The organism is Pseudomonas sp. 31 R 17 (assembly GCF_900004915.1).
In the GTDB taxonomy this organism is placed as follows: Bacteria; Pseudomonadota; Gammaproteobacteria; order Pseudomonadales; family Pseudomonadaceae; genus Aquipseudomonas; species Aquipseudomonas orientalis_A.
In genome coordinates, this window is record NZ_CVTN01000039.1 from 1 (window position 1) to 14,080 (window position 14,080).

Consider the following 14,080-nt stretch of genomic DNA (forward strand, 5'->3'; position numbering starts at 1 on the left):
TTGAACTGGTCTAATGAATTTGGACACATCAATAGGGCGCTATGATGGCGCCCAGACCTGAGGTGTATAGATGATGCGAAAGTCCTATTCCAGTGAGGTCAAACTCAACGCTGCAAGCATGGTGCTTGATCAAAATATGTCTGTTCCCGAAGTTTGCGCCAGTTTGGATATTGGCCCTACGGCGTTGCGCCGCTGGGTCGAACAGGTGCGTAAAGAGCGCGCCGGATCGACGATGACGGGCACCAAGGCAATTACTGCCGAACAGAAGAAAATTCAAGAACTCCAGGCCCTGCTCAGGCAAAAAGACCGGGATATCGAAATCCTAAAAAAGGCCAGTGTTCTCCTGCTTTTGGACTCCAAAGATCATTCCCTCTGATCAGCGAGCTAGGCGAACAGTACGGCATTACAGATTGCTGTCGTGTTTTTGAAGTCAACCGCAGCAGCTACTACGCCTGGCGTCAGCGTCAGGGAAAAATCGATCTTGAGCGCGAAGCGCTTAAGGTTGTTCTGATTAAGTATCACAAGGCGTCCAGAGGATCGGCTGGGGCACGAACTCTTTCTGAAGACCTACGAGGTGCAGGCCATCAGGTGGGGCGCTACATGGCTCGTAGCTTGATGAAAGAGGCTGGAATTGCTAGCCGACAACGCCGGCCACATAAGTACAAGTCGTCAGGCGCTGAGTCTTTGGTGGCTGAGCATGAGCTGGAGCGTGAGTTTTATGTCGCTGACATCAACAAGGTCTGGTGTGCGGACATCACCTATATCCAGCTCGGCAAGCGATGGCTCTACTTTTCGGTGGTGTTGGATTTGTTCGCGCGCCGAGTGGTGGGATGGTCGTATTCACTGCTCGCCGATGCGACGCTGGCAAGCGAGTCACTGCGCATGGCTATTGAGTTGAGAGGGCGACCCAAAGGCGTGCTGTTTCATTCCGACCAGGGCTGCCAGTACACGAGTCATAAATTCAGGGCTGAACTGCAGGTACACGAGTTGAAGCAAAGCATGAGTCGCAAAGGTCAGTGCTGGGATAACGCCCCAATGGAGCGTTTTTTTGGCAGCTTAAAGTCGGAATGGGTGCCTGAGGGCGGTTACAGTTCAGAGCACGAGGCTCGGGCAGATATCAACCGATATGTGGCGCGCTACAACAGCGTAAGGCGCCACAGCTACAACGGCTACCACTCACCGATAGCGGCGGAAAAGCTCGCAGTGTGAGAACCGAAAAGAATGTCCGGAATTACTAGACCAGTTCAGCTTGCCCCCGATGACGGAGTGTCAGCAGCGGATGTATCAGCTGATCCACCGCCATCGGGGGCAAGCCCCCTCCCACATTTCTCCCCCACCGTTGAACGCCGTCAGCCATGCATCTCAACCGGCACCGCCGAATCCAGGCACTGAAACACGGACACTGTGGGAGGGGGCTTGCCCGATGACGGAGTGTCAGCAGCGGATGTATCAACTGACCCACCGCCATCGGGGGCAAGCCCCCTCCCACATTTCTTCCCCACCGTTGAACGCCGTCAGCCATGCATCTCAACCACCGCCGCCGAATCCAGGCATTGGAATGCGGACACTGTGGGAGGGGGCTTGCCCCCGATGACGGAGTGTCAGCAGCGGATGTATCAGCTGACCCACCACCATCGGGGGCAAGCCCCCTCCCACATTTCTTCCCCACCGTTGAACGCCGTCAGCCATGCATCTCAACCACCGCCGCCGAATCCAGGCATTGGAATGCGGACACTGTGGGAGGGGGCTTGCCCCCGATGGCGGAGTGTCAGCAGCGGATATATCAACTGACCTACCACCATCGGGAGCAAGCCCCCTCCCACATTTGGTCATTTATGCGCCAGTGGGAGCTCGGCTGCCAGCTCAACCCAGGCGCGCAGCCGCCCGCGCGACAATCTCTGCACGCACTCTGCGCGATTCTGCCGTGCGCTTGTTGGCTTCTTCCAGTACGTGCGTGGGCGCTGTATCCGGGCGGCCCGAGTCGAACGGTGGGGCCGGTGCATATTCGATTTGCAATTGCACCAGTTGCGCCGCCGCTTCGCTGTACAACTCTGCCGCCAGGGTCAGCGCAAAGTCGATGCCGGCGGTGATTCCGCCCCCGGTAAACAGGTTGCCGTCGCGCACCACGCGCGCTTGCACGGGGATGGCGCCCAGTGGCGCAAGCAGGTCGTGGTAGGCCCAGTGGGTGGTGGCCTTGCGGCCGCGCAGCAAACCCGCCGCGCCCAGTACCAGCGAGCCGGTGCACACCGAGGTCATGTAGCGCACGGTTTGTGCCTGGGCCTTGAGGAAGTCCAGGGTGCCGGGGTCTTCCATCAGTGCGCCCACACCCGAGCCGCCGGGTACGCACAGTACGTCGAGTTTCGGGCAGTCGGCGTAGGTCATGGTCGGCGTAAACACCAGGCCGGTGCTGGAGATGACCGGTGCCAGGTCCTGCCACACCAAATGCAGCTTCACGTCCGGCAGTGAGCCGAGCACGTCGTAGGGGCCGGTCAGGTCCAGTTGCTGGATGCCGGGAAATAGCAGAAAGCCGATGTGCAAGGTCATGGATGACGCTCCGATAAAGAGGGTGGACGACTTCACTGTAGAGGCCTAGGCTTTGGCGCATACGCCATTAAGCCCACAGATCTCGCCAAACTATGCCCAGAGTCATTCATGTCCTCGCTTTCGATAATGCCCAGGTACTCGACGTCACCGGGCCTTTGCAGGTGTTTGCGTCGGCTAATGACCTGGCCCGCCAGCGCGGTCTGCCGTTGCCCTATGCGGTGAATGTGATCGCTGACCAGGCCAAACCGGTGGTGACGTCTGCGGGCCTGGCGCTGTTGGCCGATCCGCTGCCCGCCGTCGATCAGGCGTGCGACACGCTGGTGATCGCCGGCGGCTGGGGCGTGTACGGCGCCGCCGAAGACCCGGCGCTGGTGCACTGGGTGCGGGAAAAGTCGCGGCACACCCGGCGCATGGCCTCGGTCTGCACCGGCGCGTTTCTGCTGGCCGCCAGTGGCTTGCTCGACGGTTGCCGCGTGGCCACTCACTGGACGCGCTGTGAAGAACTGGCGCGCAAGTTTCCCGCACTGACGGTGGAGTCCAATCCGATTTTTATCCGGCAAGGCGCGCTGTGGACCTCGGCCGGCGTGACCGCCGGTATCGATCTGTGCCTGGCCCTGGTGGAGGAGGACCTGGGGCGCGCGGTCGCCCTGGAAGTGGCGCGGCACCTGGTGGTGTTTCTCAAACGTCCCGGCGGGCAGTCGCAATTCAGCGTGACGTTATCCCTGCAACAGAGCGACAGCCGCTTTGCCGAGTTGCATGCCTGGATCGGCGAAAATCTCACGTTGGATTTGAGTATTGCCACCCTGGCCGCTCAGGCCGGCATGAGCGAGCGCAGCTTTGTGCGCCACTACCGCGCCGAAACCGGCCAGACCCCGGCGCGGGCGGTGGAGCTGCTGCGTGTTGAAAGTGCGCGTCGGCAATTGGCCGACAGCAGCACCTCGATCAAGCGCATCGCCGTGCAGTGCGGGTTTGGCTGTGAAGAGACCCTGCGGCGCAGCTTCCTGCGGGCCCTGTCGGTGACGCCCCAGGCCTACCGCGAGCGATTTTCACCGCTGTAGCAATTCCAGCAGCGCGGCCAGGGTGGCCTGTGGCGCTTCCTGGGGAATATTGTGGCCCACGCCGGGCAGCACGTGCCGTCGATAAAAACCGCTGAAATGCTCGATATCGTCGTCTTGCGCAGGTGGCGGCCCCACGCCGTCATCGGCACCGCACAGCGAAATGCTCGGCACCGTAATCGGCGGTTGTTGCGCCAGTGCCTGCTCGATGAACGCCAGCGCCGGGTCGCCCGGCGCGTACTGGAAGCGATGGCGGTAGGAATGGATCACCACCTCGACAAAGTCCGGGTTGTCGAACGATGGCGCGGTCTGCCCGTACAGGCTCGGCCCGCGTGTCCAGGACGGCGACCACAACGACCACAACAGCTCGCACAGTTCCCGCCGGTTGGCGGTCAGGCCATCCACGCCGCGCTGGGTGTGAAAGTAATACTGGTACCACAGGCGGTGTTCTGTCTCAGGTGCTCGCGGCTTGAGTGACTGGGCGATGTCCTGGATGTTGTAGCCATCGCCGGTCACCAACCCGCGCACCCGTTCCGGCCACAGCGCCGCGACGATACACGCGGCCCGCCCGCCCCAGTCATAACCGGCCAGGGCGGCGCAGGGGATGGACAGCGCATCCATGAAGTCCAGCAAGTCCTTGCCCAGCGCCGCCTGCTGACCGGAACGCATGACCTGTTCGTTGATAAACCGCGTCGGGCCATAACCGCGCAGGTAGGGCACCAACACGCGATAACCCTGTTCGGCCAGGCCCGGCGCGATCTCGTCGTAGCCGCGAGGGTCGTAGGGGAAACCGTGCAGCAGGATCACCGGCTCACCGTCGAGCGGGCCGTGGGTTTCATAGGCAACATCGAGCATGGACGTGCGCACGTAGAGCAACGGGGCAAGGGTGGTCATGATCGGCTCCTGAGCAGGGGGAAAATCAGGGTTGCCATACCGTTTTCGCACCACTGAGTTTACGGTCCAGAAACGTCGCCGCACTGATCAGCGCCAAATGGCTCAATGCCTGGGGCGTGTTCCCCAGGTGCCGGGCCTGGCTGTCGAACTCTTCAGCGTAAAGCCCCAGCGGGTTGGCGTAGCGCAGCAGTTGCTCGAACTCCAGATGGGCTTTTTCCACCTGGCCGGCGCGGGCCAGGCATTCGACGTACCAGAACGAACATGCGGCAAACGCGCCTTCCGTGCCTTGCAACCCATCGATCTGGCTGTCGTCGTTGCGGTAACGATAGACCATGCCATCGCGGACCAGGCTTTTCTGGATCGCCTCCAGGGTCGACAGCCAGCGTGGATCGGTGGCGGCAACGAAGCGCACCAGCGGCATCAACAGCATCGAGCCGTCGAGGGCGGTACTGCCGATGTGCTGCACGAAATGCCCACGCTCTTCGTTCCAGAAGTTGCTCCAGATATCGGCATAGATCGCCTGGCGGGTCTGGTCCCAACGCGCGAAGGGTGCCGGTAACGAGCGCTTGGAGGCCAGGCGGATGGCGCGGTCCACGGCCACCCAGCACATCAGGCGCGAGTGCAGGAAGTGATGCTGCTCGCCACGCATTTCCCAGATGCCGACGTCTTGCCGGTTCCAGATTTCGCAGACTTGATCGACCACTTCCACGGTGTGCTTCCAGCCTTCGTGGGAGATGGCCTCGCCGTATTTATTGACCAGGTACACCGCGTCCATCAGTTCGCCGTAGATATCCAGCTGCACCTGGTCGAACGCCTCATTGCCCACGCGCACCGGCTGCGCGCCACCATGGCCGCTGAGGTGATCCAGGGTGGTTTCCGGCAACTCCTGGCGGCCATCGATGCCGTACAGGATGTTGATTTTGGTCGGCTGGCCGCAGCAGTCGCTGACCCGCCCCTTGAGCCAGCGCATGTAGGCGTTGGCTTCCTCGACAAAACCCAGGCGCATGAACGCGTAGACGGTAAACGAAGCGTCGCGGATCCAGGTATAGCGGTAGTCCCAATTGCGCTCGCCGCCGGGCGTCTCGGGCAGGCCGAAGGTCGCTGCGGCGATGATTGCGCCGTGTTTGCGCGAGGTCAGCAACTTCAGCGCGAGGGCCGAGCGGTTGACCATTTCACGCCAGCGTCCGCGGTAGTTCGATTGACTGATCCAACTGCGCCAGAACTTCAAGGTGCGTTCCAGGTAGAGGTCGGTGCAGGCGTTCGTCACGCGGGGATCGTCCTGGCCGCCGAGGACGAATTCAGCGTTCTCGTCCTGGGCCAGGGTGAAGCTGGCCGTGGCCACATGATCATCGAGGGTCAATGGGTGGCTGCCCGCCAGCCGCAGTCCGGGCTGACCGTCGGCGTTGAACAACACGCCTTGATCGACCGCCTTGGCGTGGGTCTTGGCGCGGGCATAGTCATGGCGCACGGCGCAGCGCAGATGAAAGGTCGCCGTGCCGCTGACCACCCGCACGCGGCGGATCAATAATGGGAGGTCATCGACCTCTTCGGAGACGGCCAGCAAATCGGTGATTTCCACCACCGCCGCATCGCTCAGCCAACGGGTTTGCAGCACATTGGTGTCGGGCAGGTAGATCTGCTCGCGGCGTGCATTGGGCAGGTCCGGGGTGAGCTGGAAGGTGCCGGCTTCGGGGCTGTCGAGCAACGCGCAGAAGATCGACGGGCTGTCGAATTCCGGCCAGCAGAAAAAGTCGATACTGCCCCGGTCATTCACCAAGGCTGCGCTGCGCATGTCGCCGATGATGCCGTGGGCATCGATGGCACTTTGTGGTTCGTTTTTCAAATCAACCATTGCCACGAAACTCCGGATAAAGGCTCATGCCGCCATCGATGAACAGCGTGCTGCCGACCACGTAATCGGACGCGTCGCTGGCCAGCCACACCACCGCATTCGCCACATCTTGCACATCGCCGACGCGGCCATAGGGAATCAACTTGAGCAGCTCCTGTTCGGCGGCGCCTTCGGTGGCTGCACGATTGATCGCCGTGCGAATGGCCCCCGGCGCAATCCCGTTGATGCGAATGCGCTGCTCGCTGACTTCCTGGGCGAGGGTGCGCATCAGCATCTCCACACCGCCCTTGGACGCTGCGTAATTCACGTGCCCGGCCCAGGGAATTACCTGGTGGACCGAGCTCATGTGGATGATCTTGCCGGCGGCGCGGGACACGCCCTCACGCACGCCCTGGCGGTTGAAAATCCGCACGGCGGCGCGCGCGCAGAGAAATTGGCCGGTGAGGTTGACGCCGATCACGGTGTTCCAGTCCTCAAGGCTCATATCGACCAGGTTGGCGTCTTTTTGCAGGCCGGAGTTGGCGACGAGAATATCCAGGTGGCCGAAGGCGTCGAGGGTCTGGGCGAACAGGCGTTCGACGTCGGCTTCTTTCGACACATCGCCAGCAAGAGCAATGGCTTGGCCGCCATTGGCATTGATCTGCGCCGCCAGCGCCTCCGCCGGTGCCGCCTGGGAATTGTAGTTAAGCACCACGGCTGCTCCGGCTTCGGCCAGCGCCTTGGCGGCGCCTGCGCCGATACCGGAACTGGCGCCGGTGACCAGCGCCACTTGTTGCTGCAAGGAAATCTGCATCACCCACCCGCTGTTTAATGAGAGTCCCTTGTGCTGACTGATGCGGGGCAATGGAAGTTCAGCAATGTCGCTGCGCGGGACGACGGGGAACAACCAATGGAACTGTGATTTCTGACAGTAGACGCCTCTCCATCCTCAGTTGAACACTACGCGTGTTGGATTGCCCTGGGATGGATACCATGGACACAAGGTGGTGGGTAGGGGTGCTGGCAGGCTCTTGTTGCCTGCTGGCGACCGCGCAGGCCAGCGCTGGAAAAGAGGTTTTCATCGATCAACTGCTGGCGCAAATGACGCTGGAAGAGAAAGCTGGCCAACTGAATATCGTCGGTGTCGGTGTCGATGCGGATAAAGCGGCGCCCGAGACACTTGAACTGATCGCCAATGGCTCGGCCAGCGGGCTGGGTGGCATGCCATCCTGGCAGGTGGGCGTGGCGTTGCAGCGCCAGGCGGTGGAGCGCAGCCGCCTGAAGATACCGTTGTTCGTCGTGCAGGACGTCGTGCATGGCCTGCATACGATCTTTCCGGTAAGCCTGGCGCTTGCCGCGAGTTGGGATATGTCGGCGATCGCTACCGTGGGGAAAGTCAGTGCCCGGGAGGCCAGCGCAGCGGGCATCAATCTGACGTTCAGCCCTGCGGTGGACATCGCCCGTGACCCTCGGTGGGGCAGGGTTTCAGAGGGCTATGGCGAAGACCCTTTCCTGGCCTCGCGCATCGCCGAAACCCTGGTGAAAAGCTATCAGGGCACGGACCTTCACGGCGCCGACAGCGTGATGTCGGTCGTCAAGCATTTCGCCCTCTATGGCGCGGTGGAGGGCGGTCGGGATTACAACAGTGTCGAGATGAGCACGGCCAGCATGTACCAGTATTATTTCGCGCCCTATCGCGCCGCCGTGGAGGCGGGCGCGGGCGGGGTGATGATTGCTTTCAATGCCGTAGGGGGCGTCCCGGCGATGGCCAACCCCTGGCTGATCAAGCAGGTACTGCGTCAAGAGTGGGGGTTTGAAGGCGTGACGCTGGGCGACTGCGCCGCGATTGGCCAATTGGTCGACCACGCCGTGGCGGCCCGGCCGGCGGAGGCTGCAGGCCTGGCATTACGCTCCGGTGTTGACATGGCGTTATGTGACAGTGCCTACGTCGACGAACTGCCGGCAGCCGTCAGGTCGGGTGCGGTGAAGGTGGAGGACCTGGACGCGTCGGTACGCCGAGTCCTGGAGATGAAATATGCACTGGGATTATTCGACGATCCATATCGCAAGTTGCGGCGCGCGCCGTCGGCACCGATCGAATCGCGACTGCAACGTGAGGCCGCCCGCGACATTGCGCGCAAAACCTTCGTGCTATTGAAAAACGCTCGACACACCCTGCCGCTGAGCAAGCACGGCACCCTCGCCGTGGTGGGCCCCCTGGCAAAGAGCCAGCGGGACCTGTTGGGCAGCTATTGCGGTGATTGCGGCGCGCAACGAGTGGTCAGTATCCATGACGGCATAGCCCGCGCCGTGGCAGGCAAGGCAACCCTGCTCTATGCCAGGGGCGCCAACGTCAGCGACGATAGCGGGTTGATCGCCCGCATGCAGCGCTACCGCACGCCGTTGAACAGGGATGCGCGGGCACCGGATGCGCTGCTGGCTGAAGCCGTGGCGATTGCCCGTCGGGCTGACGTCACGGTGGCGGTGGTGGGCGAGCCCTGGAGCTTCAATGACGAGGGAAGCAGTCGCGCGCGAATCGACTTGCCCGACAGCCAGAAACAACTGCTCCGGGAGCTGAAAGCCTTGGGCAAACCCCTGGTGATTGTCCTGGTGAATGGCCGCCCGTTGGACCTCACAACCGAACACCAGCAAGCCGATGCGCTGCTGGAAACCTGGTACAGCGGCACCGAGGGCGGCAATGCCGTGGCTGATGTGTTATTCGGTGACTACAACCCTGCGGGTAAGCTGCCGATGAGCTTCCCTCGCTCCGTCGGCCAGGTCCCGGTGTATTACAACCACTTGAGCACCGGGCGGCCCTACAACCCGGCTGCGCCCTACAAGTACACCACGCAATATATCGACGAAGAGGCGGGGCCGCTCTTTCCCTTTGGTTACGGTTTGAGCTACACCGATTTCAACCTGTCGAATCTGCAATTGGCGAGCACCGTATTGCCGCGCGGTCAGCCACTGAAAGTCAGCGTTGCGCTGACCAATACCGGTACACGATCGGGTGAAACGGTGGTGCAGTTATACGTGCGCGATGTGGTGGCTTCGGTCAGTCGACCGGTCAAAGAGCTGAAGGGGTTTGAAAAAGTCATGCTTAAGGCGGGTGAGCGAAAAGTCGTTGATTTTTGGCTGAACGAAGAAGCGTTGAAGTTCTATGACGCTCAGTTGCGCCACGTCGCCGAGCCTGGTGAATTTATCGTACAGGTAGGGCTGGACTCCAGAAATGTGATTGAACAGCGTTTTGTCTTGGGTGAGTAAAGCGATCGAACGTTGAATCGCCCCTGATTTCCCAGGCATTCCCTCACAGCGCCGCGTACGCGTCGCCCATTCGGATGGGGAACATTTCGCGGTTCGCTCTTCATCTGTCACGACCACCTTCCTACCCGCATTCAGAAGTTTTCAACACGTCGAGGAACCCAATGCCATGGCTTTGCCACACAGCAAATGCCTGCTGGTGCAGACCTGCGCCACGGTTTATTGATCGCTGGCACGGCTGCAGCAGCAAGGCACCGCCCTAAATCAGAACTGGAGCACCACATGTCGGTATCCGCATCCAATCAAGCGTACACCCCATCAACGGACAACTTTGCGCAGCCCTCTGCAGGCGCGCAGGCCAGCCCGGCGGCCAAGGCAGCAGGCGCGACCGGCCCGAGTTTCGAGCCATCGGCGAGTCAGTCCGGCCCGGTTTTCGATAGCGCAACGCAGTCTTCGAAATCCGCCTTCAATCCAGGCCCGCCTCCACGGCCCAACCCCACGCTGCCGGACCCTTACTACGGCAAGCAGAGCAACGAGGTGCTGGCTCAGGGGCTGTTGAATAAATACAACGCCTTCAAACCCTGGTACGCCCCGACCGTTACGCCTGAGCATCTCAATAACCTGGCAGGTCGGCCCCTGACCGGTAACCCGGAGCGCGATTCGAATATCAGACTGGCCAGGGAGGTGCTCAAGCGCCCGGGCCTGACGCAAGCCCTGGATCGAAATAGCGGAACCGGTGCTTTGGATCAGTCCTTTTCCAAGGACGACATCAGTAAATTCATTCTTTCGTCCAATCCACTGAAGCTTCAGGACGACAAGCAACTTGCCCAGAATGTGTTGAATAACTTCAACGCGTTGAAAGGGCCGTGGTGGAGCGCCGACAGAAACGCCATCGATGTCAATACGTTTGCAAAGTACGCCTCGCGCCCGCTTTATGGTCATGGGCCAACCGACAGCATCACCCAACTGTCGAGGGAAATCATGAATCGTTCGGAGCTCAAGGGCTCGATGGACAACGTTTTCGGGTTCCTGCGCGACGGCAAGATCACCCGAGACGATCTGTATCGGCTGCTGCGCTGAGACCTGGCCCCACTGTGTTGCATCGGCTGGTGGATGTCCGGCCGCGCTATCGCCTGTCGGCGATGCGGGAACCATTTGCAAGGATTTACCACGAACAGAGCATCCATGGGTCCTGCCCCTGGATGCCTTCGTCTACTGGAACAGGTAATGGCCTATGAATTCGACATCATTTGAACCTCGCCAGTCTCACTCCCAGTACGCTGTTGCAAGCCTGCCTGCTCCGGCAACTTCGGCACCAAGCCCAGGCAAATCCCAGGCAAAGGGGCTCAACCTCACGTCTTCGCCGAAGTTCAGTTTCAAGGCGCCTACGACCGAGGATTTCGACAGGGGCTCGCGCGCTGCGGAGGACGGGCCGGCGCCCCGGTCCGCGTGGTCATTGCTTGAAACGCTGTGGAGCAAATTTTCACGTCGGCCGTGACGGGCCAGCCTGGTCGGTTACAAACGCTCAAGTTTTACCCGGCGCATGCCCAGGGCTGATAGGAACCATTATTTTTAGGTTGCCACACATCCGATGCTTGTCTGGTGCTGACAGTCGACGCGCGTTCGAAGACTGGGCACTCCAGGTTCAGTTGATGGAATCTAATAGGGTGGGAATGAACATGACGAACGGGATTAATCCAGGCTCTGGAATACCTTTCATACCGAATCAGGAGCCTGCGTCGGCCAGCGGTGGTTACACGCGACTCAGCGTCGTCGACAAGGCGATCGGTACTCAGCAGCCGCTGGCAACGGACTCGGGTTTTTTCTCGAACAGCTTGATGGTCAATGGCGCCAGTCGGCATTTCGACGGTCAAGGCTTGTATGGCGGCATGTCGAATGTGGGAAACCCCTATACCAGCTCGGATGACCACCTGCTGGCGACAGACCTCAACAGTAACTTTCCCATGCTCGATAAGTTCAAGACAGATGGCCATCTGACCCAGAGTGGGCTGCAAAAAATTGCCGGTGAGGATGTGCACAAAAGCAGCGTTTCCGAACGCACCATCATGTTGGCCAGGGAGATACTCAATCGCCCCAGGCTCAACGAAGCGATTCTGGTGGATGGCGGTAAAATCACGCCTGAAAGCCTGGCCAACGCTTCCGATCGGCTCACCGGTAACACCAGCCCCAATACTCAAAGTGCGGACCCGTTCCATAGTAAGTCCAATGCCCAGGTCGTTACCGCATTCAGGGGGATGTTCGACCAGCTGCGGGATAAATCGGAAGATTTCGTCTGGCCCTTCGATAAACACCGATTTGTAAAAACAGACACGCTTGTTGAAATGAGCAAGGACCCTGACGAACTGGACAGTAAAGGTAATGTTGTGCGAGACCCCGCCAACGGTTTCCCGAAGAAGAAATACAGCGAACAGTTGGTGTACCTCGCCAAAAATATCGTTGAAAGACCCGGCTTGCTGGACTCGCTGGACAGCTATAAGGCCAATGGCTACGAACTCACGGGAAGTCGTAACAATGATGGCTGGCTGAAGAACTACAGCATCGATCGATGGTTGGAAAACGACAAGAAGGAAAAGGGCAACTGAAGGCGCCGCAGAGGCATGAGCGGGTTGCAGGAAGCAAGCCGCTCATACAGAGGTTTATACGCGCAGTATCCTCCCACTGATTGCCACCGCCACCAGCAACCCTCCGATCAGCAGGAAGGCGGTTGCCACGCTGCTGCCATGGGCAATGAACCCGATCACTGCCGGCCCCGCCAGGATGCCTGCGTAGCCCAGCGTGGTAATGGCGGGCACGGCAATGTGTTCCGGCATCACGTTCTGCTTGCCGACAGCGGTATAGAGCACCGGGACGATATTGGAGCAGCCGGCGCCGACCAGCGCGTACCCGAGCAGCGCCATTTCCCAGGCAGGGGAGAGCGTTGCCAGGAACACACCGGCCGCTGCCAGCGTGCCACCGCCCACGATCACTCGGGTAGCGCCCAGGCGCCGCACAATAATGTCACCGGTCAGGCGCCCGGCGGTCATGGTCAGGGCGAATGCCGCGTAGCCCAGGCCGGCATACGCTGGGTCCAGCCCGCGCTCGTCACTCAGGAACACCGCGCTCCAGTCCAGTACCGCGCCTTCGGCCAGGAAGACGATGAAACACAAGCAGCCGATAAACAGCACCACGCCGTGGGGAATGGCAAACGCCGGCCCCGAGCTTTCACTGCCGTAGGGCAGCAAATGCGGCGCGGCCTTGAGCAGCGCCACTACCATGATGACGATCACTACCAGGGTTGCCTGCAGCGGCGACAAGCCCAGCCCCAGCAGGCCGGAGACCCCGGCCGCACCCACGATGCCGCCCAGGCTGAACAAGCCGTGGAAGCCCGACATCATGGTTTTCCCGCTGGCGCGTTCAACAATCACCGCTTGCAGGTTGACGGTCGAATCCACGGTACCCAGCCCTGCGCCAAACAGGAACAACCCCGCCATCAACAGCGGAATCGAACTCACGGTGGCCAGCATCGGCAGCGCCAGGCAGATCATGATCGTGCCGGCGGTCAACACGCGCCGGCAGCCAAAGCGCGACGCCAGCACCCCTGCCACGGGCATCGCGAGAATCGACCCCACCCCCAGGCACAACAACAACAGGCCAAGCGTGCCCTCGTTGAGTTGCGCGCGTGCCTTGGCGTATGGCACCAGCGGCGCCCAGGCCGCGATGCCGAAGCCGGCGATGAAAAAAGCGATACGGGTGGACATTTGCTCCAGCCGCCCGGGAACCACGGGGGCGGAAGTGGGGATGGCAGTCATGAATAATCCTTGGCGTTGCGTTTAACGAACGATGTCCGGCGTGACATCCTTGCACATCAGGCCTCGTCGGGCGAGCCGGGTTCCCTGGGGATCAGCGCGCTGAGCGTTACGATATGTCCACGCAAAGGCTGTCGACTGTATGCAGGTGAGTGTTCTGTAATACGCTGTTGCCTTCTTTTCAGTTAACCGACGAGCAGATCGATGAGATTTCTCAGGCCGTTTTCAGCGTGACGCGTTTCTATGATGCGCGCGGCAATATCTATGGGGTTGTCAGCCCGGAATACTTGCGTCGCCGGGGTGTGGAACTGCCAGACAGCGCCGACCTCGCCGCGAAGGCGCGACAGGCGTGGACCGATCAGGGCCTTATTTTGCAGGTTGAGGATGGAACACTGTCGAGCGTCAGTCTTTTCGGAACTGCATACCCACAGGCATAGGCAACTTACACGGCAATAAGTGTCGGCTTTTTCCCTGTCGGATATCTATCTTGAGAAGTACTGATGTAAGAAAGTTCTGTTGTTGATTATGTGTTTATTGGCATGGGTCTTTTATTTCGTAAAGGACACTTCCATTCTCGCCGTACGAATCTTCTGTTTTATTTTCAAAAGGCCGTTTTTTTCCTGAAATCGCTAAGCTTCAGAGCGTTCAGGCGCTTTTTCTCGGCCAGCATTCCGGCAATCAACGAGGAG

General features: G+C 60.5%; 12 protein-coding genes. 7 read left to right on the forward strand and 5 right to left on the reverse strand.

Annotated features, from left to right (window positions below; translation table 11 throughout):
* Positions 1 to 70: 70 nt before the first annotated feature.
* Both BFP89_RS29190 and BFP89_RS03145 read left to right on the forward strand, forming a co-directional pair.
* The gene (locus BFP89_RS29190) at positions 71 to 376 is read left to right on the forward strand and encodes a transposase (protein WP_241088523.1); all 306 of its coding nucleotides are present in this window, start codon (positions 71 to 73) and stop codon (positions 374 to 376) included.
* A 26-nt stretch (positions 377 to 402) separates the two neighbouring features.
* On the forward strand, positions 403 to 1,209 hold the full coding sequence (locus tag BFP89_RS03145; protein WP_241088524.1) for an IS3 family transposase: 807 nt from the start codon (positions 403 to 405) through the stop codon (positions 1,207 to 1,209).
* A gap of 654 nt (positions 1,210 to 1,863) precedes the next feature.
* On the opposite strand, the gene BFP89_RS03150 is transcribed toward BFP89_RS03145, so the two are convergent.
* Entirely contained in the window at positions 1,864 to 2,544 is a 681-nt protein-coding gene (locus BFP89_RS03150) for a DJ-1/PfpI family protein (RefSeq protein WP_065884009.1), read from the reverse strand.
* Between the two features lie 92 nt (positions 2,545 to 2,636).
* On the opposite strand from BFP89_RS03150, the gene BFP89_RS03155 reads away from it, so the two are divergent.
* Entirely contained in the window at positions 2,637 to 3,602 is a 966-nt protein-coding gene (locus tag BFP89_RS03155) for a GlxA family transcriptional regulator (RefSeq protein WP_065884011.1), read from the forward strand.
* Here BFP89_RS03155 and BFP89_RS03160 read toward each other — a convergent pair.
* Genes BFP89_RS03160 through BFP89_RS03170 form a run of 3 tightly spaced genes read right to left on the reverse strand, consistent with a single transcriptional unit; the run spans position 3,591 to position 7,138 of the window.
* Positions 3,591 to 4,493, reverse strand: a complete 903-nt coding sequence (locus BFP89_RS03160) for an alpha/beta fold hydrolase (RefSeq protein ID WP_065884013.1) — start codon at positions 4,491 to 4,493, stop codon at positions 3,591 to 3,593. The genes BFP89_RS03155 and BFP89_RS03160 overlap by 12 nt on opposite strands.
* Before the next feature lie 25 nt (positions 4,494 to 4,518).
* A complete protein-coding gene (locus BFP89_RS03165; RefSeq protein ID WP_065884014.1) occupies positions 4,519 to 6,345 on the reverse strand; it encodes a glycoside hydrolase family 15 protein in 1,827 nt (608 codons plus the stop codon).
* Positions 6,338 to 7,138 (reverse strand): glucose 1-dehydrogenase, encoded by an 801-nt coding sequence (locus tag BFP89_RS03170; RefSeq protein ID WP_065884017.1) that lies wholly within the window; start codon positions 7,136 to 7,138, stop codon positions 6,338 to 6,340. The genes BFP89_RS03165 and BFP89_RS03170 overlap by 8 nt, the downstream gene beginning before the upstream one ends.
* Before the next feature lie 179 nt (positions 7,139 to 7,317).
* On the opposite strand from BFP89_RS03170, the gene bglX reads away from it, so the two are divergent.
* The 3 genes from bglX (at position 7,318) to BFP89_RS03185 (ending at position 12,188) form a co-directional block, all read left to right on the forward strand.
* Positions 7,318 to 9,588, forward strand: a complete 2,271-nt coding sequence (bglX, locus tag BFP89_RS03175) for a beta-glucosidase BglX (RefSeq protein WP_065884084.1) — start codon at positions 7,318 to 7,320, stop codon at positions 9,586 to 9,588.
* Positions 9,589 to 9,867: 279 nt separating this feature from the next.
* Positions 9,868 to 10,665, forward strand: a complete 798-nt coding sequence (locus BFP89_RS29195) for a hypothetical protein (protein ID WP_256097309.1) — start codon at positions 9,868 to 9,870, stop codon at positions 10,663 to 10,665.
* A gap of 599 nt (positions 10,666 to 11,264) precedes the next feature.
* A complete protein-coding gene (locus tag BFP89_RS03185; protein WP_242527105.1) occupies positions 11,265 to 12,188 on the forward strand; it encodes a hypothetical protein in 924 nt (307 codons plus the stop codon).
* Positions 12,189 to 12,242: 54 nt separating this feature from the next.
* Here the strand turns inward: BFP89_RS03185 and BFP89_RS03190 are convergent, their stop codons facing one another.
* Positions 12,243 to 13,394 (reverse strand): MFS transporter, encoded by a 1,152-nt coding sequence (locus BFP89_RS03190; protein WP_065884020.1) that lies wholly within the window; start codon positions 13,392 to 13,394, stop codon positions 12,243 to 12,245.
* A gap of 167 nt (positions 13,395 to 13,561) precedes the next feature.
* On the opposite strand from BFP89_RS03190, the gene BFP89_RS29620 reads away from it, so the two are divergent.
* Complete coding sequence (locus BFP89_RS29620; RefSeq protein ID WP_065884022.1) at positions 13,562 to 13,828, forward strand: hypothetical protein; 267 nt, start codon at positions 13,562 to 13,564, stop codon at positions 13,826 to 13,828.
* Positions 13,829 to 14,080 lie beyond the last annotated feature (252 nt).